This is a genomic window from Streptomyces sp. NPDC003379 (genome assembly GCF_053589195.1).
This window is the reverse complement of the sequence record NZ_JBSFRK010000044.1, coordinates 36,816-59,611: the sequence shown is the minus strand read 5'-3', so window position 1 is coordinate 59,611 and position 22,796 is coordinate 36,816. Positions and strand designations below refer to the sequence as shown.

Below are 22,796 nucleotides of genomic sequence, written 5' to 3'. Positions count from 1 at the left end.
CGATGCTCGTTCGAACGATCGACCCGGAACAGACCACTGATCCGACCGAGGAGATACAGGGCGGAGAGGGAGCCGCCCCGCTGCCGCTGATCGAGGAAGCCCACCAGGTGGCGCCGGAGGACGCGCGGGAGCTTTCGAAGCTCTTCTTCGACCGGCTCGCGACGCTGGAGGAGGGGTCGCCCGACCACGCGTACACGCGCAACACCCTCATCGAGATGAACCTCTCGCTGGTGCACTACGTGGCGGGCCGGTTCCGCAACCGCGGCAACGGCCAGCTGGAGGACATCGTCCAGGTCGGGACCGTGGGGCTGATCAAGGCCATCGACCGTTTCGACGCGAGCCGCGGGTTCGAGTTCGTCTCGTTCGCGGTGCCCTGCATCCTCGGCGAGATCAAACGCTACTTCCGCGACACCAGCTGGGCCGTGCACGTCCCGCGCAGACTGCAGGAGCTGCGCTCCGAGCTGTCCCGGTCCCAGGAGCGGCTGTCCTGCGCGCTCGGCCGCGAGCCCACCGTCAAGGAGCTCGCGGCCGACCTGGAGGTGAGCGAGGAGCAGACGCTGGAGACGATCATGGCCGCCAACGGCTACGCGGCCGGGTCCCTGGACGCCCCGCACGGTCCGGCCGACGAGGGAGAGACGTACAAGAGCGGCCGCTCGCTCGCCGACGTCGTGGGCGCCCCGGACCCCGCCATGGAGGTCTTCGAGCACCTCCACGCCCTGGCACCGCTCCTGGCGGAACTCGGCGAGCGCGAGCGGCGCATCATCGAGATGCGCTTCGGCCAGGAGATGACCCAGTCCGAGATCGGCGCCGCCCTCGGCATCTCGCAGATGCACGTGTCACGGCTGCTCTCCCGGACCCTGGCCGAGCTGCGCACGGGCCTGCTCACCAGCGAGTGACGGTGACGCTCAGGCCCCCGGCTGCGCCCCCGGCACCAGGCGCACCAGCGGGGTCTCCACGAGGTGCTCGGCGAGGAACCAGGCCTGCGCCTCGCCACCGCGGATCACCTCCGTGGGCCTCAAGAAGCCTCGACAGCATGGCCGGCACCTCTTCGACACCGTCCGGGCGACGCGGCACCGAGGTGATCTCGGCACCGGGGCGCGTCGGCTGTGCCGGTCGTGCCGGTCGTGCTCGTCATGCTGGTCGTGCCGGCCGTGGACCGCCTCCTGCGGTGCGTGCTGCGTACCACATCCCCCAACAGAACTAGCCCCGGGAACATTCGATCATCGACATCAGCAGCTCGTGGGTCTCGGCGTCCGCGGCCGCCACAAGCCCGCGGCCTCCCTGGCCTCCGTGGCTTCCCTCGGCTCCCTGGCCGATGGGGACGCCGTCGACCCCGGTGACCACGCATCCCGCGGCCCGGCAGAGCGCGATGCCCGCGGCGAAGTGCACGCTCTGCGACAGGTCTCCGCCGTCGGTGACGTACGCGGCGCGCTTGCCGGACGCGACCCAGGCCAGCGCCAGCGTCGAGGACACGACCCGCGGACGGAAGCGCTCGACGAACCCCGGGTGGGCCAGCAGGTCCACCGCCCGGAACCCTGGCGCGCTGGGAAACGGCGGATCCAGGTTGACGTCCACCAGGCGGCTGGCGGACGTGGGCGTCAGCCGTGCGGGGCCCTCTTCACCTCGTACGCAGGCGGACTCGCCGTCGGTGCAGAAGACCTCGCCGCTGAAGGGGTCCGCCACCGCCGCCGCGCCGTCGCGCAGCGCCACGTTGACGGCCACCAGCATGGTGCCGACGGCGTAGTTCAGCGTGCCGCACAGGGGGTCGACCAGCCACTGGCGCGCGGTGTCCGCCGCGCCCCGCTGCCCGCCCTCCTCACCGAGCACCCCGTCCGCCGGGCGCGCGGCACGGAGGGCGCCGAGGATCGCCTTCTCGGCCGCCACGTCGGCGGCCGTGGCGAAGTCCCCGCCGCCCTTGTCGATACGGGCCAGTCGGCGGCCGTACAGGTCGCGCACCACGGCCGCGCCGGCGCGGGCCGCGGCTGTCGCCACCTCGGTGTCGTCAAGGCCGGTGGTTGTGTCGATCATGGCGCGCAGAGTAGCGGCGAGGGGGCGGCCTTGAGGGTGTGGTCGCGAGGACGGACAGGGAGACACGCGTCACACCGGCGGTTGTCACATCCACGGCCGGTCGGTCCGTCAGAGGTGTGTAGCCATCGACAACGGCAGAGGAGCGGACACCATGGACGCACGCTTGAACTTCTTCACCAGTCCGATCGCCGGCAAGGCCCTGAAGCACTTCACCTCGGCCGGAAAGGCGCTCTCGGACTCGACGCTGCCGACCGCCACGCAGGAGCTGGTGAAGATCCGTGCCAGCCAGATCAACGGCTGCGGATTCTGCCTCGACATGCACACCAAGGAAGCGGCCGCCGAGGGCGAGTCCTCGCTCCGCCTCAACATGATCGCGGCATGGCGGGAGGCGAAGGTCTTCACCGAGGCCGAGCGGGCCGCCCTTGAACTGACGGAGCAGGGCACCCGCATCGCGGACGCGGCCGGTGGCGTCACGGACGAGGCCTGGGCCGACGCGGCCAAGCACTTCGACGAGGAGCAGCTCACCGCGCTGGTCTCGCTGATCGCCCTCATCAACGCCTTCAACCGCCTGAACGTCATGGTCCAGCAGCCCGCCGGCGACTACGAGGTCGGCCAGTTCGGATAGGCCGGACCAGCGGAAGACCCCCAGGGCCCGGGCGAGTTGCCGCCCGGGCCCTGCGGCGTCCCCGCAGGGGTGAGGCGTCTTCGCACAGAGAGCAGAAACTGAGAGCAGAAATGGAGAAGCACGGTCGGCGAGCCACGGCTAGCGTGACCGCCATGCACCATCGCGACGCGCTCGACGGCGACGGCGACGGCGACGGCGACGCCCTCGCGCTCCTCGATCGGTGAACGAGTTGTCCGAATGCGAACTGATGTGCGACGGCCACTGGCTAGTCTGACGCTCCGGACACTCGAAGCCGACCGGATGATCGAGCCAGGCGACGCCGACGGAGCCCGCGAAGACGGCGCCGCCCCGAACATGGAGACACGACACGATGAGCAAGGCCCCGAGTACGGACCCACAGCCGCCCGCGTCGCACCCCGCCGACAGCCACGACCTGATCCGCGTGCACGGCGCGCGCGAGAACAACCTCAAGGACATCAGCATCGAGATCCCGAAGCGCCGTCTGACGGTGTTCACCGGCGTCTCCGGCTCGGGCAAGAGCTCCCTGGTGTTCAACACGATCGCCGCCGAGTCGCAGCGGATGATCAATGAGACGTACAGCGCCTTCGTGCAGGGCTTCATGCCGACGCCGGCGCGGCCCGACGTCGACGTACTCGACGGGTTGACCACCGTGATCACTGTCGATCAGCAGCGGATGGGCGCCGACCCGCGCTCCACGGTCGGCACCGCCACCGACGCCAACGCGATGCTCCGCATCCTCTTCAGCCGCCTCGGCGAGCCGCACATCGGCCCGCCCGGCGCGTACTCCTTCAACACCGCGTCGGTCCGGGCGAGCGGCGGCATCACCGTCGAGCGCGGCGCCGAGAAGACGAAGACCGTGAAGGCGACCTTCAACCGCGTCGGCGGCATGTGCACGCACTGCGAGGGCCGGGGCAGGGTCTCCGACATCGACCTCACCCAGCTCTACGACGACTCCAAGTCGCTCTCCGAGGGCGCCTTCACCATCCCGGGCTGGAAGTCGGACAGCGTCTGGACCGTCGGGGTCTACGCCCAGTCCGGCTTCCTCGACCCCGACAAGCCGATCTCCCGCTTCACCAAGAAGGAGATGCGGGACTTCCTCTACGGCGAGCCGACCAAGGTCAAGGTCAACGGCGTCAACCTCACGTATGAGGGGCTGATCCCCAAGATCCAGAAGTCGTTCCTGTCCAAGGACAAGGAGGCGATGCAGCCGCACATCAGAGCGTTCGTGGAGCGCGCGGTCACCTTCACCGTCTGCCCCGAGTGCGACGGCACCCGGCTCAGCGAGGGCGCCCGGTCCTCGAAGATCGACAAGGTCTCCATCGCCGACGCCTGCGCCATGGAGATCAGGGACCTCGCCAAGTGGGTCCGCGGCCTCGCCGAGCCGTCGGTGGCACCGCTGCTCACCGCGTTGCAGCAGACCCTCGACTCGTTCGTCGAGATCGGCCTCGGCTACCTCGCGCTCGACCGGCCGGCCGGCACGCTCTCCGGCGGTGAGGCGCAGCGCGTCAAGATGATCCGCCACCTCGGCTCCTCGCTCACCGACGTCACGTACGTCTTCGACGAGCCCACCATCGGTCTGCACCCCCATGACATCGAGCGGATGAACAGCCTGCTGCTGCGGCTGCGGGACAAGGGCAACACGGTGCTCGTCGTGGAGCACAAGCCGGAGACGATCGCGATCGCCGACCACATCGTCGACCTCGGCCCCGGCGCCGGTACGGCGGGCGGCACCGTCTGCTTCGAGGGCACCGTGGAGGCGCTGCGGGCCAGTGACACCGTCACCGGCCGCCACCTCGACGACCGGGCCGCGCTCAAGGAGGCGGTGCGGACACCCACCGGCAAGCTGGAGATCCGCGGGGCCACGGCGAACAACCTGCGAGACGTCGCGGTCGACGTCCCGCTCGGCGTGCTCTGCGTCGTCACCGGCGTCGCCGGTTCCGGCAAGAGCTCCCTCCTGCACGGCTCGATCCCGGCCGACGCGGGCGTGGTGTCGGTCGACCAGACCGCCATCAAGGGCTCCAGGCGCAGCAACCCGGCGACGTACACCGGACTGCTCGATCCGATCCGCAAGGCGTTCGCCAAGGCCAACGGCGTCAAGCCGGCGCTGTTCAGCGCCAACTCCGAGGGCGCCTGCCCCACCTGCAACGGCGCCGGCGTCATCTACATGGACCTGGCGATGATGGCCTCAGTCGCCACCCCGTGCGAGGACTGCGAGGGCAAGCGGTTCCAGCCCTCCGTCCTGGAGTACCACCTCGGCGGGCGCGACATCAGCGAGGTGCTCGCGATGTCCGTGACCGAGGCCGAGGAGCTCTTCGGCGCGGGCGAGGCGCGTACGCCCGCCGCGCACAAGATCCTCGAACGGCTCGCCGACGTCGGGCTCGGCTACCTCACCCTCGGCCAGCCGCTCACCACACTGTCCGGCGGCGAGCGGCAGCGGCTCAAGCTGGCGACGCACATGGGGGAGAAGGGCGGCGTCTACCTCCTCGACGAGCCGACCACCGGCCTCCACCTCGCCGACGTCGAGCAGCTGCTCGGCCTCCTCGACCGGCTCGTGGACTCCGGCAAGTCGGTCATCGTCGTCGAGCACCACCAGGCGGTCATGGCGCACGCCGACTGGATCATCGACCTCGGCCCCGGCGCCGGTCACGACGGCGGCCGCATCGTCTTCGAAGGCACCCCCGCCGACCTCATCGCGGCCCGCTCCACCGTCACAGGTGAACACCTCGCGGCGTACGTCGGCACGTCAGCGGGGCGTCCGCGACGCTGAGGACGTCGCCGAAGGCGTGGGGGGTGATGACCGGCCGCGCGGCGTACGGCAGGTCGTAGTGGGTGGGGCGCCGGACCCGGTGTCGGGAGGAGCGCCGATTAACGGTGCGGCTCTTCCCTTGGGCAGGATGGGGCCATGACCGAGATCCGCACGCCCCGCCTCCTCCTCCGCCGCTGGCACGACGACGACCTCGCGCCGATGGCGGACATCAACGCGGACCCGCGGGTCATGGAGTGGGTCGACGACGGCCGGGTGCGCGATCTGGAGGAAACCGCGGAGGCCATCGAGCGGTGGGAGGAGGAGTGGGACGACGAGGGGCTCGGCCTCTTCGCCGTCGAGCTCCTGGCCTCGGGCGAACTGGCCGGCTTCACCGGGCTGTCCTACCCCGACTTCCTGCCGGACGCCGGCCCCGACGCGGCCATCAGCTGGCGGTTCGGCTCCCAGTTCTGGGGCCAGGGGTACGCGTCCGAAGCCGCCCAGGCCACGCTGGAGTTCGCGCTCCAGGACAGGGGGCTCGACCGGGTCGTCAGCTTCAGCCGGCTGGGCGACAGCGCCTCCGAGAACGTCATTCGCAAGCTGGGCATGGTGCTGGAGCGGGAGACGGTGCACCCGGTGTACGGACACGCGCTGCACGTGCACGCGATCGATCTCACCGAGTACCAGGCGTGAGGCACGCCCCGCGGGCGTGACCGTGCCCGAGCGGGCTACAGCAGGTGGGCGTTGGGCGACTTCGCCGCGTCGGCGTACTCGGGCAGTTCGAGGACGGTGACGCCGGCCGCCTCCAGGTGCTCCGTGCCCCGCGCGTCGCCCACGAAGGTGCCGGGCTCGCGCCAGGCCGTGACCACGCGCCGGAGTCCGGCCTCGCTGATCAGCCGGGCGCAGGGGCGGGTCCGCGAAGCGCGCTTCCCGCACGGTTCCAGGGAGCTGTACAGCGTCGCCTCGGAGAGGCGCGGATCGGCGGCGTCGATCTTGGCGAGGGCGCTCTGCTCGGCATGGTCGTCCGCGCCCGTCTCGCGGGAGTGGGCGCGGGCCAGCTCGGTGCCGTCGTCGGCGATGACGACCGCGCCCACGCTGAACGCGCTGTCCGATGGCGGGCACTGCTCGGCGAGCCGGCAGGCGATGGCCAGCCAGGCCCGGTCGGCCACGGTGGGCTGATCGGCGGGGCCGGGCCGGCCGCAGGCGGAGGGGGTACGGTCGTTCATACGGTGCTGGCCTCCTCGATGGCGTATCGCACGAGTACCACGTACCCCGTGGTTCTAGGCCGTGTCAGCGACCTTGCTCCGCACGGTGAGGCGGTCGGCCAGATACCGCTGGAACTGCCACAGGGGACGCTCCAGGTGCGAGAAGCGCCCGCCCGACGGGGCGGGACCGGTGGCCAGGCCGCGCTGGACACCCCGCACGGCGACCAGGTCCTCGTTCTGGATCACCTCGAACTGCCGCCGCGACGCCGCCACGTACGCGTCGAAGTCCGGCTGCCGCTCGGCCTGCGCCGGGACCAGCACCGTCACGAGCGCGTCGTGCGTGACCGGGCCCGTGGGTACCCAGCGCACGAACGTGACGCTGTCGGGCAGCAGGGCCATCACCAGGTTCGGGAAGACCCCCGCGACCGTCATGCCGGACAGCTGCCGCGTGCCGAGCCCGGGAATGAGCGTGCCGACCACGGGCGCGCCCCCTTCCGCCCGCGCGACCCCCGCTCCGGCCACGAACGGGGTGTACATGCTGAACCAGCGTCCGTCGCTCTCGTCGACGACGGTGTCCTTGCCGGGGACGAGGGTGTCGAGCGTGCCGGCGTGCGTTCCCATGTGGTGGTAGTTCTCCGAGCCGTTCTCGAAGGCCACCTTCCAGTTCGCGGGCACACCGTCCCACCGGTCCGTGTACGCCACCACCAGGTCCGCGATGCCGTACGGCGCGAGCCGGTCGCTCAGCTCCGTCAACTGCGGTGCCAGCGGCGGCGCGTCGGGGTCGGCGCAGACCATGAGCAGCCCGTTCCAGACCTCCAGCCGGTGCCGGGGCAGCCGGCACGCCGCGCGGTCGAAGTCGACCTTGCCCATCATCGGGGCTCCGGCCAACTGTCCTACGTACTCGCCGTTCAGCCGGTACGTCCAGGTGTGGTACGGACAGGTGAGGCGCTGCAAGGAGCCCCGCTCGGGGGTGGTCTCGGGCGGCAGGACGTCCATGAAGCGGTGCCTGCACACCCGGGACAGCGCGTGCAGCCCGCCGCCTTCGTCGCGCGTGATGACCAGCGGCTCACCGGCCGCGTCGGTGCGCAGGTAGTCACCGGGCCGGGCGACCTGAGCGACGTGGCCCACGCACAGCCAGTCGCCGCGGAAGACGCGCTCGTGTTCGAGCCGGTGGAAGTCCTCGTCGGTGTAGGCGCGGGCGGGCAGGGTCTCGCCGCGCTCAAGGGGCAGCTCGGAGAGGCGCGCCAGTTCGTCGAGCAGAGGGTCGAGCGCGTGGTGGGTGGGGTGAGGTCCGTCGTGCAGCATGGTGGCACCGCCTTCGTCCGGGATCTCCTTGGATCTCCTTGGATCTCCATGGGGTCTCCTTCCATGCTGGGCGGCCGTCCCCGGCGGTGAATCGCCGCCGAGGACGACATTCCGGTACATCCTTTGGATTACTGGCAAATCGCCTCGACGTCGCGGGCCGGGCAGGGGCCGCCGTCCGGCAGGGTCACGACGTGGTCGGCGGCGGCGATGCCCGCCCGCTCGTGGGTGACCAGGAGAGTGGTGCGGCCGCGGGTGGCGTCGAGGATGTCGGCGAGCACGGCGGCCGCGGTGTCCGGGTCGAGTCCCTCGGTGGGTTCGTCCAGGACGAGCACGGGCGGGTCGGCGAGCAGCGCGCGGGCCAGCAGCAGGCGGCTGCGCTGGCCGCCCGACAGCGCGGAGCCGTCCCCGCCGAGCAGGGTGTCCCAGCGGTCGGGCAGCGACTCGACCCAGTCGAGGAGCCGGGCCCCGCGGGCCGCTTCGCGCAGGTCGGCGTCCGTGGCGTCGGGACGGGCCAGGAGGAGGTTGGCGCGGATCGTGGTGTGGAAGACGTGCGCGTCCTGGGTCATGCCGGTGATCGCGCGGCGGGCGTCGGCGCCCGCGATGTCGCGCAGTTCGCGGCCGCCGACGCGGATGCTCCCGGATTCGTACGGGACGAACCGCATCAGCGCCGCGATCAGCGTCGACTTGCCGGAGCCGCTGGCGCCGAGGAGCACGACCCGGCGGCCGGGCGGCAGCCGCAGGCTCACCCCGTCCAGTGCCCGGGGCCCGCCGGGGCGGTGGCGCACCCGCAGGCCGGTGATGTCGACGCCGAGCGGCTCGTCGCGGGGGAGCGGGACCGGGGCGGGCGGGTCGACCACGGGGGGCGGTGTGTCGAACAGGTCCGCCAGCCTACGGGCCGAGGCCCGCACTTCGGCGAGGCGCCGGGCGGCGGCGGGCAGCGACGCGAGGGCCTCGAAGGAGACCAGGGCGAGGACCGCGAGGACGGTGAGATGTACGGCGGGCAGCGCACCTGCCGCGTGCGCGCGCAGCGCCGACCAGGTGACGCCGACCGTCGCCCCGCCCTGGAGCAGCAGCACCGCGGCCGAGGCCAGCGAGGTGGTCAGGGCCTTGTGGCGCTCCAGCGCGGCGATCCGGGCGGCGGCCCGGCAGACCCGCCGGTGGGCCCGGCCCCGGGCGCCGTACGCGGTGAGGTCCGCCGCGCCCTGGGCCAGGTCCAGGGTGAGCGCGGTGAGTTCGGCGCGCGCCACCTTCTCCGCGCGGCCCGCGCGCCGGGACAGTGCGAGCACCAGGGCGGGCACCAGGAGCCCCGCCACCGCCAGGAGCAGCCCGAGCAGGACGCCCGCCTGCGGCAGCAGTACGGCTGCCGTGCCGGTGGCGGCGACGGCCACCGTCCAGGCGGCGGCGGCCGGGAGCAGGACCCGCAGCAGCAGGTCCTGGGCGGCGTCCACGTCGTCGACGAGGCGGGTCAGCAGATCGCCGCTGCGGAAAGCGGGCGTGCCCGCCGGGGCGAGCGGCACCAGAGCCTCGTACACCCGGGTGCGGAAGCCCGCGACGGCGCGCAGTACGCCGTCGTGGCCGAGGAGCCGGTCGCCGTAGCGCAGCGCTCCGCGTCCCAGGGCCAGCGCGCGCACGGCGACGATCGCCAGGGTCACCGAGGCGAGCGGCGGCTGCTGCGCGGCGCGGGTGATCAGCCAGGCGGCGGTGGCCATCAGCGCGGCGGCGGCGAGTTCGCTGCCGGCCGAGGCGAGCGCGGCGGGCAGCAGTCTGCGCCAGTACGGCAGGAGCTGACGCAGGAGGCGGAAGGTGGGGCGCGGCTCGCGCGCCGGGGCGGGGGCCTTGGCGAGGGCGGTCATGAGGCCACCAGCCCTTTCGTGAGCGGGGTTCGGGGGAGGGCGAGGCTGCCCGCACGCACCGTGACGATCCGGTCGGCGTGGGGCAGCAGGCTCGTACGGTGTGCGACCACGACCGAGGTCCGGCCGCGCATGAGGTCGACCGTGGCGCGCGTGACCGCGGCCTCGCTCTCGGGGTCCAGGTGGGCGGTCGGTTCGTCGAGGAGCAGCACGGGCGCGTTCTTGAGGAACGCCCGTGCCAGGGCGACGCGTTGGCGCTGCCCGGCGGAGAGCCCCGCGCCGTGCTCACCGAGCACCGTGTCGTACGCCTGCGGCAACTGTGCGACGAAGAGGTCCGCCGAGGCCGCCCGCGCCGCCGCCCGCACCTCGGCGTCGCTCGCGTCGGGGCGCCCGAGCCGGATGTTGTCCGCGACGGACGCCGCGAACAGATGCGGGCGCTGCGGCACCCACGCCACCTGGGCGCGCCACTCGTCGGGGTCGAGGTCCGCGAGGTCGGTGCCGCCGACCGCGACCCGGCCCGACGCGGGGACCACGAAGCCGAGGAGCAGTGCCAGGAGCGTCGACTTGCCCGCCCCGCTCGGCCCGACCAGGGCCACGTGCTCGCCGGGGCGCACGGTGAGGGAGACCTGCCGGAGGGCGGGCGCGGCGCGGCCCGGGTACTGGACGGTGACCTCGTCGAAGCACAGGGACGCCACGCGGGCGTCGGGGGTGCGGGCGCGGCCGACGGCGGGCTCCTCCTCGTCGTCGAGGAGCGCGAAGACCCGCTCGGCCACCGCGATGCCCTCGGCGCTGTCGTGGAAGGCGGCGCCCGCGGCGCGCAGCGGCAGATACGCCTCCGGGGCGAGGAACAGCACGGTCAGGGCCGTACGCAGGTCCAGATCGCCCCCGAGCAGCCGCAGCCCGACCGGGACCGCCACCAGCGCCACGGAGAGGGTGGCGACCGTCTCCAGGACGAAGGAGGACAGGAACGCCACGCGCAGCGTCCGCATGGTGGCCCGCCGGTGGGCGTCCGCCATCTCGCCCACGACCTGGGCCTGCTGCCGCTCACGGCCGAACGCGCGCAGCGTCGGCAGCCCGGCCACCACGTCCAGGAAGTGACCGCCGAGGCGCGCGAGCAGCGTCCACTGCCTGGCCGTGCGCCTGGCGGTGTGCATGCCGACCAGCGCGCCGAACACCGGGATCAGCGGCAGCGTCACGACGACGATCAGCGCCGAGGTCCAGTCGGTCCACGCCAGCCAGGCGACGACGGTGAGAGGTATCACGGCGGTGGCCGTCATCGTGGGCAGGTAACCGACGACATAGGGGTCCAGGGCGTCGAGTCCGCGGGTGAGCAGCGTCGCGGTCTCACCGTGGCGGCGGGCCGCGAGCCGCAGAGGGCCGGTCTGCCGCAGCCTGCCGCTGACCCGGTCCCGCAGCGCACGCTTGGCATCGGCCGCGGCGCGCTGCGCGAGCACTCCGCGGGCCCAGGTCAGCAGCGCGCGCAGCGCCATCACGGTGCCCAGCGTGACCAGCGGTACGGCGTGGAACGCGCGCCCGGCGAAGCCGTCCGCGAGGACCGTCGCCAGCAGGACCGCCTGGGCGATGACGAGCCCGGCGCCGAGCAGTGCCAGCGCCGTGGAGCAGGTCATGTGGCGCCGTAGCGCGGGCAGTTCGCGCATGAGCCGGCGTTCGACGGGCTTCATGGTGGGGCCTCTCTCGTCGTGTGCGCGGCTCAGTCGCGTACGCGGCTCAGAAGTAACTGGTGACGTCAGAAGTAGCTGGGGTGACGGCGGCCCGTCCGGCCCCGGAAGGCCCACCAGCTCCACGCCTGGTACGCGAGGATCACCGGCACGACCAGGACTCCGAACGCGCTCAGGATCTTCAGGGTGGCGCCGTCCGTCATGGCGTGGTCGATGTCCAGGCCCTCGCCCGCCGAGCTGATCAGCAGATACGGATAGTGGCCGGCCCCCACGAGCAGCACGGGCAGCGCCGTCGCGCAGCAGGTGGCGACGAACGCGAGGACGTCGTGCCCGCGGGAGAGCCACCACCAGGCGCCCGCGAGCGCCGCCGTGAACAGGACGGTGATGACCGCCGAGGTCGCGCGGTTCGTCATCGAGGCGCCCGCTCCGAAGAGCGTGAGGAGCAGCGCGAGGGAGCCCACGGCGGCGGCCCCGCACAGCAGATCGGCTCCCAACCCCCTTGCCTTGACGCCAAGTTCCGGCTCGGACCGCAGGGCGACGAAGGCCGCGCCGTGCGCCGCGAAGAGCAGTGCGGTGGTGACGCCGCAGGCCAGCACGAACGGTGTGAAGACGTCACCGAACCCGATGTGGAAGCTCCCGTCGGCCCGACGGGGCACGCCGTGCAGCAGCAGCCCCACGACGAGTCCCCAGCACACGGCGGGAAGCCCACCGCCGAACACGATCAGGGCGTCCCACCACCGGCGGCCGAGGGCGCTGCGGGAGCGGCGCCGCAGCTGGACCGCGGCGTTGCCGAGGACCAGGCCGACGAGGATCGCCACGATCAGCGGATACAGGCCCGACAGGAGGGTGCCTTCCAGGTGCGGGAAGGCGCCGAACATGACGCCGGCGAAGGCGACCAGCCAGACTTCGTTGCCGAGGAAGAACGGCGCGATGGCGTCGAGCGCGGCGTTCTGCTCCCGACCGCCGAGCGAGGGGTGCAGCATCTGTACGCCGTAGTCGTAGCCGCCGAGCACGAAGTACCCGGCGAGCAGCAGGCCCAGGAGGGCCAGCCAGAGGATCTCCGGACTCATTTCACTCCACTCTTCTCCATATAGGCGCTGTCGGACAGATCGTCGGGCAGCTCGTCGGGGAGCGGCTCGGTGGCGCCGAGTTGGGTGGCCCCCGGGCCGCGGCGGGCGAATTTCGTGATCAGGGTCCAGTTCGTCACCGCCAACGCCAGGAAGACGGCGATGAACACGGCGCAGGACACGGCCAGGGAGGCGGTGCTGACGTTCGACAGCGCGTCCTCGACCTTCAACTCACCGTGGACGAGCCAAGGTTGGCGTCCGACCTCGCGGACGACCCAGCCGCCCGCAGCGGCGATGAAGGGGAACGGCACCGTCGCCACCAGGACGTGGGCGAGGGGGCGCCAACGGATCAGCCAGTCCTTCCACAGCAGGATGACGGCGATGAACATGATGGTGGACACCGTGTTGCCGATGACCGTCATCACGTCCATCGAGATCCGGATCGCGTCCTGCCAGGGCACGTAGTTCCCCGGCCCGTGCTCCTTGACGAGCTGGGCCTGCACCTCGGCGACGCCGCTGTTCTCCAGGACCGCGTGCTTCATGGGCTGGGTCCGCTCGATCACCGGCCGCTGCATTTCGCCGATGACGACGACGAAGAAGGAGGCGACCATGCTCACCCACACCCCGAGGCGCAGGGAGCCGCGGAACAGTTCGGCCTCCTTGGTGCCCCGGGCGAAGTGCCAGGCGCTGATCCCGGCGACGAAGACCCCGCCCGTGGTCAGTGCGGCCAGCGCGATGTGGCCGAGCGCGACCAGGGCGCTGGAGTTGGTGAGCAGCGCTCCGAAGTCGGTCAAGTAGGCGACGCCGTCGCGCACTTCGTAGCCGACGGGGTGCTGCATGAAGCCGTTGGCGACCATGATCCAGTACCCGGAGGCGTACGCGGTCAGGGCCACCAGCCAGATGAGCGTGATGTGCACGCCTCTGCGCAGGCGACCCCAGCCGAAGATCCACATGCCGAGGAAGGTGGACTCCGCGAAGAAGGCGATGAGGGTTTCGAGCGCCAGCGGGGCGCCGAAGACATTGCCCGCGAACTTGCTGAGGCCGCTCCAGCTGAGCCCGAACTGGAACTCCATGACCAGGCCGGTGACGATGCCGACCGCGTAGTTGATGACGTAGAGCTGTCCCCAGAAGCGGGTCATGCGCTCCCGGACGGCTCTCTTGACGGGGTCACGGGTGTACGCGGCCCGGGTGTGCATGATCGCCACGAGAGGGACGAGCCCCATGGTGAGGATCACGAACAGCCAGTGGATGCCGGTCGTGGCCGCGAACTGGAGTCGGGCCAGATCCGCAGCGCTCATGATGCGACCTTCTTCGGTGAGGGACGGGCGGGTGGTCAGGGGCGGGGCGGTGGCCCCGCTGGAGACGACCGTAGGGAGAATCGCTTATGCGTTCCAAGACCGGTTTCGTCATGTGTAGATGTCCCAGAAGGCATAAGTGAAGGTGGACCGTGGATCTTCTCCAGCTGCGCTACTTCCAGGTCGTGGCCCGTTACGAGCACATCAGCCGCGCCGCCGAGGAGCTGCGGGTCGCCCAGCCCTCGCTCAGCCGTGCCATCGCGCGCCTGGAGGCCGATCTGGGCTCCACGCTCTTCGACCGGCAGGGCCGCCGCATCCGGCTCAACCAGTACGGAGCGATCTTCCTGCGCCATGTCGACCGCGCCCTGAGCGAGCTGGACGACGGCCGCAGGGCCGTGCGTGAGGGCCGCGACACGGGGCTCGGCCGGGTCAGCGTCGCCTCCGAGACCCTCCTGACGATCACGCCGCTCCTGGCCAGCTTCCGGGCCGCATACCCCCGCGCCGACGTGCGGCTCTTCCAGTCGAACGCGGAGGACATGGACCGCCGGCTGCGCGCCAGGGAGGTCGACTTCTGCGTGGCGTCACAGCCGTTGACCGGGGCGAACCTCGAATCGGTCGAGCTGAGCCGGGAGGAGGTGCTGCTCGCGGTCCCACTGGGGCACTGGCTCGACGGGCGGGAGCGCGTGACGATCCCGGAGATCGCCGACGAGCCCTTCGTCACCACGAGGACCGGACACTGGCAACGCGCCCTTCTGGACCGCCTGTTCGCGTCCGAAGGGCTGACCCCGCTGCTGACCTGCGAGGGCGATGAACCGGCCGCCAGCCAGGACATGATCAGCGCGGGACTCGGCATCGGCCTCATCCCGGCGGTGTCCCGCCAGGTCCGTTCGCACATGCGCGTCCCGGTCGCCTGGGTGCATGTGGACGCGCCCGACTGCCACCGCGTACTCACCCTGGTGTGGAACCGCGACACCTACCTGTCGGAAGCGGCCCTGAAGTTCCGGGAGTTCACCACCAGCAGGCCCTTCGCGACACACCACCTGCCGGATCCGCGCCGCGACGGCATCATGTAGGCATGATCACCATTCATCTGACGTACGAGATCGACGCCGACAAGCTTGAGGACTTCGAGGAGTACGGCCGCCGCTGGGTCGGGCTCGTCAACCGCTTCGGCGGGACGCACCACGGCTACTTCCTGCCGAGCGAGGGCGACAGCGACATCGCCTACGCCCTCTTCTCGTTCCCCGGTTTCGCCGCGTACGAGCAGTACCGCACGGACAGCGCGTCCGATCCGGAGTGCCAGGCCGCGGTCGAACTGGCTCGTCGCACGCGCTGCATCAAGCGGTATGAACGCCGCTTCCTCCGGCCGCTCGACGGCGTGTCCTAGGCCGGGGGAGACCGGACCCGCCGCTGACAGGGCGGGCCACCGGACCACCGGGCTACCTGTCCCTGGACAGAGTGAGAAGTTCCGCGAAGAGCCCTCCGCCTTCGGCGAGTTCGTCGTAACGGCCCTGCTCGGTGATGCGCCCGTGCTCCATGACGAGGATGCGGTCCGCCACCCTCGTGTTCTCCAGCTGGTGGGTGACCACGATGGTGATCCGGTCCGCGGCGATGTTCTTGATCCGGGTGAAGATGTCGCGCTCGCCCCGGGCGTCCATCTGCGAAGTGGGCTCGTCCAGGATCAGCAGCGGCGGGCGCCGATAGAGCGCCCGTGAGCACGCCAGACGCTGCCACTGCCCGCCGGACAGTTCGGCACCGCCCCACACCTCACGGGCGAGCAACGTGTCGAGGCCGCCCGGCAGTTCCTCCACCGCGTCGCGCATCCCGACGGCGTCGACGGCGTCCCACACAGGGCCGTCGTCGACGGTACGGGGCTGCCCGAGGGTGACGTTCTCCCGGACGCGCAGCGGCCACTGGGCGAAGATCTGCGGGACGAGGCCGGTGCAGCTCCACACGGAATCCGGATCGACCGAGGCGAGGTCCATGCCGTTCCACAGGACACGTCCCTTGTCCGCCAGGTAGATGCCGGTGATCAGCCGCGTGAGGGTCGACTTCCCGGAGCCGTTCTCCCCGACGACGGCGAGCACCTCTCCGCGCCGCAGGGTCAGGGAGACGCCGTCGACCGCCGGGCGGTCCTTGCCGGGGTACCGGTAGGTCACCTCGTCGAGGCGGATCTCCTCGACCGGCGCGGTGACTTCCCGTCCGCCGCGCTTGGGGGCGCGTGCGGCGGCATCGTCCAGGAACGTCTGCATGTCGGTGAGGTACAGACTGGTGTGGAAGACCGCGGCTCCGTTGATGACGACCTGGGAGAGGGCGGCGAGCGCGGTCTGTACGGCGACGATGGCGGTGGCGGCGATGGCGAGCGGGACACGGCCGGTCACCGCCAGCCACGCGAGACCCGCCCAGGTACCGGCGAGGAAGACGCCGCCGAGGAGCGCGCTGGTGAGGGCGATGCGCAGGTTGCGGGGTGCGGCCGCCAGGGTGCGCCGGTCGATCCGTTCGGACAGGGAGCGGTACCAGAACAGCAGATAGGAGGTCATGCCGTTGGCGCGGACCTCGTCGGCGTACTTGGGCGTGGTGGCCCACCAGCGCGTCATGTGCCGGACGTTGCGGTCGCTGACGTTGGCGTAGTGGACCTCGTAGTCGACACGGGCCGTCATGACCGCACCGACGCCGGCGGGCAGGACCGCGAGCACCAGCAGGGGCAGCATCAGCGGGTGGAGGCAGGACAGCACCCCGCACGCGGTGACCATCTTGATCAGCGCGGACATGAACCGCTGGGAGTCGGTGATCATCACATGCGTGCGGGTCACCCCCATCTCGGCGGCCTCCTGCCGGTCGGCGAAGCCTTCCGCGGCATGGGCGGCGGCCTCGACCCGGCAGACGGCTTCGACGAGCCCCGTATCGGCCTTGGTGATGACCGGCGGGGTCAGACGCCGCTCGGCGTAGGTGGCCACGCCGGTGGAAAGCCGCCCGAGTCCGGCCGCCGCCGCGACGACGAGGAGGGCGGGCAGGGCCTCGTGCAGACGACCGGACACGGACCCGGTGCCGAGGAGCCGGTGCATGGCGCGGGCGGTCGCCGTCAGCAGCACGGCGGCGGACACACCGGTGACGGCCTGACAGCCCAGCAGCAGCACGACGGCCGCGCGGTCGGCGGCCCACGCCATGCGCGCGATCCGCCGCAGCACGGCGGGCAGTCGCAGACAGAGCGCGCCGAACGACGCCTCGCCCAACGGATTGACGCTGTACTCACCGGAGTACTTGATCTCAGCGGGCGGCGGCGCCGGCACCCCACTGTTCGCGGAACCCGTGGCGGTCACACGCTCACCTCCTCGTCTTTGCCACTCGGGAAACAGGGCCTGCCGGTGCTTCGTAACGGTGACGAGGGGACGAAGTCCCGGACGGGAGAGTCACTCCGAAGAAAGTGTCTGCGACCCCGCGCGGCAACGCGCCAGGAACGCCACTATGCGCCTCCCCGGAGCGTTTTGATGAGTACGGCACAAGGGGGGGATCGATCGACGCGGCGAAAGAGGGCCACAGTGGCGTATGGGCCCCTTCTCGCCCGAAGTTGGGAAGCGCCTTCGGTATTCCGGGAATCATCCCGGCGGCCACTGGTCCCGCCCCCTGAGGGCTCAGGGGTCCTCTCTGTGCCTGCCGCGCCCCGTTCCCGCCAGCTGTCCGGCCGCTCCCGCACCGAGGTGCCGGAGCGCGGTCTGCCATGCCCTCGCGAGCGTCGAGACGACGTGCGTGCCGTGGCCGATGCGGTCCTCGGCGTCGGGTGACAAGGTGAAGCTCTTCTCGGCGACCTGAACGCTCTTCAGGTCCGGGTGCGTCTGATCGACCGACCCCGGTGTCCAGGACGGCGGTGGTACGCGCGTTCGTACGACCGTCCCGCGCGCCGGTGCCGCCCGTGAGCGCCGACCAGAGGCCCGCCGTACCGGACTGGGCGTGCTGAACGCCTCGCGGCCCACGGCGGGCAGCGCGCGGCGGTCACGGGCGAGGTCCTTGAAGGTGTCGCCCGCGCGAGCGTTGACCGGCCGGGCCGGTACCCGACGATCAGCGGCAGTGAAGCGCGGTGCACGTCGTCGTACTTGTTTTTGACGAGCTGCGTGACGTCGAAGAGCCGCCGGTCCAGCCTGCCCGCGTCGATCAGGGCCTGGGAGTCCTGCGGCACGACGTACAGGTGCCCGGCCTCGCGCCGCACCGAGATCGTGACCTGCTCGCGGCCCTTGCCGCGGTTGAGCCGAACGACCTTCTTGTTCCCCGCCCTCGCGCTGGGTTCTCTCTTCCCTACGGTCCGGCCGGGTCCCGGAGTCGGCCGAGGCCGCCATCCGATGTGCCTGTGCCCCGACCGTGCTGATGCGGTCGACCGTTACACGCGATCTCGGTCATGTTCGGTTCTCGGGAGGCGGAAGAGATCACCGCGCTGTTGCGCCGAATGCCGAGGCGTCCCGTTTGCGCGTCAACAGCCAGGGATACACGGTCATGGCACTTGGCGCGAGAGGGCCACGAGAGCGCCACGAGAGCGCCACGAGAGGGAAAGGACGGGACACATCATGGGTCACGGCGGAGACGTCATCGCGGAACTGACCACCGACCACCGGGAGGTCGAGGAGCTCTTCGGGAAGATCCAGGCGCTGCCCCCGGGCGACAAGCAGCGCAAGGTCTACGCCGAACAGGCCGTCATCGAGCTGGTGCGGCACTCGGTCGCCGAGGAGGAGTACCTCTACCCGGCCGTGCGCGAACTGGTGCCGGGCGGTGACGCCACCGCCGACAAGGAGCTCAAGGACCACGCCGAGGCCGAACAGACCATGAAGGACCTGGAAGGCGTCGAAGCCGACGACCCCGAGTTCGACCGGCTCATGGGCGAGCTGATGACGGAGATCCGCTCGCACATCCGCGACGAGGAGGACAACCTCTTCCCCCGGCTACGGGAGGCCGCCACCGGCGACACCCTGTCGGAGCTGGGCGACAAGGTCCGCCGGGCGAAGAAGACGGCGCCGACCCGCCCGCACCCCTCTGCCCCCGACACTCCGCCGGGCAACAAGCTGCTGGCTCCCGGCGTGGGCATGGTGGACCGCATCAGGGACGCCCTCTCGGGGCGCGGCAAGGACTCCTGAACTCCTGGCCTCAAGGAGCCCGGGGAAAGGCCTGCTCGGTCCAGATGGTTTTGCCGGAGGGGGTGTAGCGCGTCCCCCACCTCTGTACGAGTTGCGCGACGATGAACAGGCCCCGCCCGCCTTCGTCGTCCTCGCCGCTGTGGCGCAGGTGCGGTGAGGTGTGGCCCCGGTCCGCGACCTCGCACAGGAGGGTGCGGTCACGGATGAGGCGTACTTGGATCGGCCCTTCGGCGTATCTGACCGCGTTGGTCACCAGCTCGCTGACGACGAGCTCGGTCGCGAACGACAGCTCCCCGAGGCCCCAGTGGTGCAGTTGGTGGGTGGTCAGGTCCCGGGCGCGGCCGGCGGCGACCGGTTCCGCGGGCAGTTCCCACTCGGTGACCTGCGCCGTGTCGAGTTCGCGCGTACGGACGAGCAGCAGGGCCGTGTCATCGGCCGTCGAGCCGCCCGGCAGGAGTTCCGCTACCGCCCGGTCACACAGTTCTTCGAGTGAGGCGTGCTGGTCGCTGAGTACCCGTCCCAGGGCGTCGAGTCCGTGATCGATGTCGCGGTCGCGGGCCTCGACCAGGCCGTCGGTGAAGAGAGCCAGCAGACTGCCCACCGGCAGCTCGATCTCCAGGGACTCGAACGGCAGGCCGCCGAGGCCCAGGGGCGGGCCGGCGGGCAGCTCCGGGAAGGACAGCCGGCCGTCCGGGTCGACGACCGCGGGCGGCAGGTGCCCGGCTCTGGCCATGACGCAGCGCCGCGAGACCGGGTCGTAGACCGCGTAAAGACAGGTCGCCCCGGTGGTCACGTCGGCGTAGGCGCCGCCGGACGTCCCCGGCTCGCCCCACTGCTCGTCCGCCGACTGCGCCACCAGATCGTCGAGCCGCGACAGCAGCTCGACGGGGTCCATGTCCATCTGGGCGAACGCGCGTACGGTCGTACGCAGCCGCCCCATGGTGGCGGCCGCCTGCAGACCGTGGCCGACCACGTCCCCCACCACGAGCCCGACCCGGGTCCCGGACAGCGGGATGACGTCGAACCAGTCACCGCCGACCCCTGTCACATCGTCCGTGGGCAGATAGCGGTAGGCCAGGTCGACCGCTGACTGCTCCGGCACCTGGCGCGGCAGCAACTGGCGTTGGAGGGCGAGGGAGGCGGTGCGCTCACGGGTGAATCGGCGGGCGTTGTCGATGGACACGGCCGTACGGGCGACCAACTCGTCGGCCAGCGCCACTTCGCCGCTGTCGAAGGTGGCCGAACCGATGTCGCGTACGAAGGTGACGAGTCCCAGGATGCTGTTCCCGGCCCGCAACGGCACGACCAGGGTCATGTCGTCGAACACGAGGCCCCCCGAGGAGAGGCTGCGATCCTGCGGTGAACCAGACGGGTACTGCACGGGAAGGGGCTGCTGCTCCGGCTTCTTCCGGTCGGCGTCCTCGGCCTCGTCCGCTGAGCATCGGGCGACCCGTACCAGAGACATCGCCGCCGAGCCGCTGGTGGCAGGCACCTCGCCCTCCAGCACCGCCCTCGCGAGGTCGACCGTCACCGTGGTGGCGAACTCCGGTACCGCCACCTCGGTGATCTTCTCGGCCGTGGCCGTCACATCGAGGGCGGTCCCGATGCCGCGGCCCGCCTCGACGAGCAGGGCCAGCCGTCGCTGCGCCTTGTAGCGATCGGAGATGTCGAACGCGTCCTCGCACACTCCGAACACGTGTCCGTCGGCGTCCTGAAGCCGATAGTAGGCACAGGACCAGAGGTGGTCGGTTTCCGGGTCGGTGGGAGGCCGACCTTGAAAGTGCAGGTCAAGAAAGGGTTCTCCGGTCTCCAGTACGTGACGCATCACCGCGTCGAGAGTGGGCGGATGCCCTTTGCTCACGAATTTTCCCTCGGAGTACAGCTCATCGGCCCGAGCGCCGCGGAACTCGGCGAACGGGCGTCCGATCTCCCCTTCGTACGCCGCGTTGCACCAGATCAGGCGCAGGTCGGTGTCGTAGATGGCGAGGCCGACGGGTGACTGGGTGGCCAGTCCGTGCAACAGGGCCAGCCGGGACTCCCACAGCCGCAGATCCCGCAGCTCCGTAGCGACGACGACGCGCGCCGCGGCCCCGGCCCCGGGCCCGGCGCCGGCCAGGGGACACACCGCGGTGGCGACGACCAGCTCACGCCCGTCCCGGTGCCGGGCGATACGGATCTCGTTCCCCCGGAACTCGGGAGTCAGCGGAAGGGCGAAGGGCGCCGGACCAGGACCGGGACCGTGACCAGGACCGGGACCGTGACCAGGACCGGGTGACAACAGAAACGTGGCGAGGGGGCGGCCGATGATCTCCTGCGGCTGATAGCCGAGGAGCCGCTCCGCCCCGGGGCTCCACCCGATGACCATGTCCTGCGCGTCGACGACCGCGGTGGCCGCCCTGGCGATGTCGAGGGGACCACGAAAGTCAGCACTCCGCTCCGCGTTCCATGCAGTCATGACGCCACACCAGCCCCGTTCATTCCCTACAGAATCCGCCGTCCCCGAGGCATGCACAACCGCGCCCGCGCCTGCCGTTGCCGCCGACAGCAACGTCTGGTAAGGCGATCGCCGACTGAACACAACCCTCGTCCCGTCCGTATCCAGGAGCCGAACGTGTTCCCGGCCCAGCCGGTGATCGAACCCGGTATCCCACAGGAGGCGACGAGTTGAGGCACAAACGAATCCCCAAGCGGAAGGCCGTTCTGGCCGGAGCCGCAGCGATGGGCATAGCCACCGCGGGTGTCCTGCTGCAGCATGCCGGTGCCGCGCAGTCCGGGCAGTCCGGGGCGGGGGCCGGGTCGGGGCCCGAGGCCCGACAGGTCGGCGCGGCATCGGCGACAAGGGTTGCCGAGCGGCTGGCCGCGCAGCTCGGCGACGCCTACGGCGGGGCGTTCTACGACGAGCACAAGCAGCAGCTCGTCGTCAACGTCGTAGGCAACGACAAGGACGCGAACGTGCGGGTGAAGAAGGCCGGGGCGGTGGCGCGCAGTGTCCGTAACAGTGCGGGCGCACTGGGGACCGCCGCGCGGACGCTGTCCCACCGCGCCGACATGTCCGGAACCGCGTGGGCCACGGACCCCAGGACCAATCAGATCCTGGTCACGGCCGACCGCACGGTCACCGGAGAACGGTGGGACAGTCTGGAGGCGACCGTCGCGTCGCTCGGTACGGGAATGGCCCGCGTTCAGAAGTCCGCGGGGGAGTTCAAGCTCTTCGCCTCGGGCGGTGACGCGATCTTCGGGGGCGGCGCGCGCTGCTCGCTCGGGTTCAATGTGACGGCCGAGGACGGGCGCCCCGGATTCCTCACCGCGGGACACTGCGGGGTCGCCGCCCAGCAGTGGTCGGAGGACCCGAACGGCGCGCCGATCGGTACCGTCCAGGCGGCGACGTTCCCGGGAGACGGTGACTTCGCGCTGGTGACGTACGACGATCCGGCTGTGGCCGCGCCGGGCGAGGTCGATACGGGCAACGGCCAGGCCACACAGATCGTTCGGGCCGCCGACGCGGCCGTCGGGCTGGAAGTGTCCCGCATGGGCAGCACCACTGGGCTCCGGGACGGAGTGGTCACCGGGCTCGACGCCACAGTGAACTACCCGGAAGGCACGGTCACCGGGCTCATCCAGACCGATGTCTGTGCCGAACCGGGAGACAGCGGGGGTCCGCTGTTCACCCGCGACGGGAGCGCGATCGGCCTCACTTCGGGCGGCAGCGGCGACTGCACCGCGGGCGGCGAGACATTCTTCCAGCCCGTCACCACGGCACTGGCCGCGGTCGGCGCCGAGATCAGTGCCGGTGGCGACTGAAGGCCGCGGGGACGGATTGTTGATACTGGACGTGCCGCGCGCCGCGCCACCGCCCTC

17 protein-coding genes and 2 pseudogenes are annotated in these 22,796 nt (G+C 71.2%); 8 read left to right on the top strand and 11 right to left on the bottom strand.

The features are described from left to right. Positions 1–2 precede the first annotated feature (2 nt). A complete protein-coding gene (locus ACWDVB_RS32270) occupies positions 3–896 on the top strand; it encodes a SigB/SigF/SigG family RNA polymerase sigma factor (RefSeq protein WP_451516930.1) in 894 nt (297 codons plus the stop codon). Between the two features lie 9 nt (positions 897–905). Here the strand turns inward: ACWDVB_RS32270 and ACWDVB_RS32265 are convergent. Together ACWDVB_RS32265 and ACWDVB_RS32260 are read right to left on the bottom strand one after the other, a co-directional pair. Next, positions 906–1,089: pseudogene (locus tag ACWDVB_RS32265) on the bottom strand (hypothetical protein); the annotation flags it as partial. Between the two features lie 111 nt (positions 1,090–1,200). Next, positions 1,201–2,028 carry an inositol monophosphatase family protein gene (locus tag ACWDVB_RS32260; protein WP_451516931.1) on the bottom strand — a complete coding sequence of 276 codons (828 nt, stop codon included), beginning with the start codon at positions 2,026–2,028 and terminating at the stop codon, positions 1,201–1,203. 151 nt (positions 2,029–2,179) lie between these two features. Here ACWDVB_RS32260 and ACWDVB_RS32255 point away from each other — a divergent pair, with 151 nt between their 5' ends. The 3 genes from ACWDVB_RS32255 (at position 2,180) to ACWDVB_RS32245 (ending at position 6,110) form a co-directional block, all read left to right on the top strand. Next, a complete protein-coding gene (locus ACWDVB_RS32255) occupies positions 2,180–2,653 on the top strand; it encodes a carboxymuconolactone decarboxylase family protein (protein WP_451516932.1) in 474 nt (157 codons plus the stop codon). A gap of 370 nt (positions 2,654–3,023) precedes the next feature. Then, a complete protein-coding gene (locus ACWDVB_RS32250) occupies positions 3,024–5,441 on the top strand; it encodes an ATP-binding cassette domain-containing protein (protein WP_451516933.1) in 2,418 nt (805 codons plus the stop codon). Positions 5,442–5,576: 135 nt separating this feature from the next. After that, positions 5,577–6,110, top strand: a complete 534-nt coding sequence (locus ACWDVB_RS32245; RefSeq protein WP_451516934.1) for a GNAT family N-acetyltransferase — start codon at positions 5,577–5,579, stop codon at positions 6,108–6,110. Positions 6,111–6,145: 35 nt separating this feature from the next. On the opposite strand, the pseudogene ACWDVB_RS32240 reads toward ACWDVB_RS32245, so the two are convergent. From ACWDVB_RS32240 to ACWDVB_RS32215, 6 genes and pseudogenes are all read right to left on the bottom strand, one after another. Beyond that, positions 6,146–6,610, bottom strand: a pseudogene (locus tag ACWDVB_RS32240) (deaminase); the annotation flags it as partial. Positions 6,611–6,697: 87 nt separating this feature from the next. Then, positions 6,698–7,927, bottom strand: a complete 1,230-nt coding sequence (locus ACWDVB_RS32235) for an aromatic ring-hydroxylating oxygenase subunit alpha (protein ID WP_451516935.1) — start codon at positions 7,925–7,927, stop codon at positions 6,698–6,700. 128 nt (positions 7,928–8,055) lie between these two features. Then, positions 8,056–9,780, bottom strand: coding sequence for a thiol reductant ABC exporter subunit CydC (cydC, locus tag ACWDVB_RS32230; RefSeq protein ID WP_451516936.1), 1,725 nt, complete (start codon positions 9,778–9,780; stop codon positions 8,056–8,058). Continuing rightward, positions 9,777–11,459: a thiol reductant ABC exporter subunit CydD gene (gene cydD / locus ACWDVB_RS32225; RefSeq protein ID WP_451516937.1), complete on the bottom strand. Its 1,683-nt coding sequence runs from the start codon at positions 11,457–11,459 to the stop codon at positions 9,777–9,779. The genes cydC and cydD overlap by 4 nt, the downstream gene beginning before the upstream one ends. Positions 11,460–11,524: 65 nt before the next feature. Next, positions 11,525–12,526 (bottom strand): cytochrome d ubiquinol oxidase subunit II, encoded by a 1,002-nt coding sequence (locus tag ACWDVB_RS32220; RefSeq protein ID WP_451516938.1) that lies wholly within the window; start codon positions 12,524–12,526, stop codon positions 11,525–11,527. Continuing rightward, on the bottom strand, positions 12,523–13,821 hold the full coding sequence (locus tag ACWDVB_RS32215) for a cytochrome ubiquinol oxidase subunit I (RefSeq protein WP_451516939.1): 1,299 nt from the start codon (positions 13,819–13,821) through the stop codon (positions 12,523–12,525). Before ACWDVB_RS32215 ends, ACWDVB_RS32220 begins: the two co-directional genes overlap by 4 nt. A gap of 149 nt (positions 13,822–13,970) precedes the next feature. Here ACWDVB_RS32215 and ACWDVB_RS32210 point away from each other — a divergent pair, with 149 nt between their 5' ends. Further along, positions 13,971–14,891, top strand: coding sequence for a LysR family transcriptional regulator (locus tag ACWDVB_RS32210; RefSeq protein ID WP_451516940.1), 921 nt, complete (start codon positions 13,971–13,973; stop codon positions 14,889–14,891). Between the two features lie 2 nt (positions 14,892–14,893). Further along, positions 14,894–15,205: an NIPSNAP family protein gene (locus ACWDVB_RS32205; protein ID WP_451516941.1), complete on the top strand. Its 312-nt coding sequence runs from the start codon at positions 14,894–14,896 to the stop codon at positions 15,203–15,205. 52 nt (positions 15,206–15,257) lie between these two features. Here ACWDVB_RS32205 and ACWDVB_RS32200 read toward each other — a convergent pair whose 3' ends face one another. Both ACWDVB_RS32200 and ACWDVB_RS32195 read right to left on the bottom strand, forming a co-directional pair. Further along, the gene (locus ACWDVB_RS32200; protein ID WP_451516942.1) at positions 15,258–17,138 is read right to left on the bottom strand and encodes an ATP-binding cassette domain-containing protein; all 1,881 of its coding nucleotides are present in this window, start codon (positions 17,136–17,138) and stop codon (positions 15,258–15,260) included. A 312-nt stretch (positions 17,139–17,450) separates the two neighbouring features. Beyond that, complete coding sequence (locus tag ACWDVB_RS32195) at positions 17,451–17,603, bottom strand: hypothetical protein (protein ID WP_451516943.1); 153 nt, start codon at positions 17,601–17,603, stop codon at positions 17,451–17,453. Between the two features lie 771 nt (positions 17,604–18,374). Between ACWDVB_RS32195 and ACWDVB_RS32190 the strand changes: the two genes are divergently transcribed. After that, positions 18,375–18,938: a hemerythrin domain-containing protein gene (locus ACWDVB_RS32190; protein ID WP_451516944.1), complete on the top strand. Its 564-nt coding sequence runs from the start codon at positions 18,375–18,377 to the stop codon at positions 18,936–18,938. Positions 18,939–18,948: 10 nt separating this feature from the next. Here ACWDVB_RS32190 and ACWDVB_RS32185 read toward each other — a convergent pair whose 3' ends face one another. Continuing rightward, on the bottom strand, positions 18,949–21,393 hold the full coding sequence (locus tag ACWDVB_RS32185; protein WP_451516945.1) for a SpoIIE family protein phosphatase: 2,445 nt from the start codon (positions 21,391–21,393) through the stop codon (positions 18,949–18,951). Positions 21,394–21,602: 209 nt separating this feature from the next. On the opposite strand from ACWDVB_RS32185, the gene ACWDVB_RS32180 reads away from it, so the two are divergent. After that, the gene (locus ACWDVB_RS32180; protein WP_451516946.1) at positions 21,603–22,739 is read left to right on the top strand and encodes a S1 family peptidase; all 1,137 of its coding nucleotides are present in this window, start codon (positions 21,603–21,605) and stop codon (positions 22,737–22,739) included. The last annotated feature ends 57 nt before the right edge of the window (positions 22,740–22,796 follow it).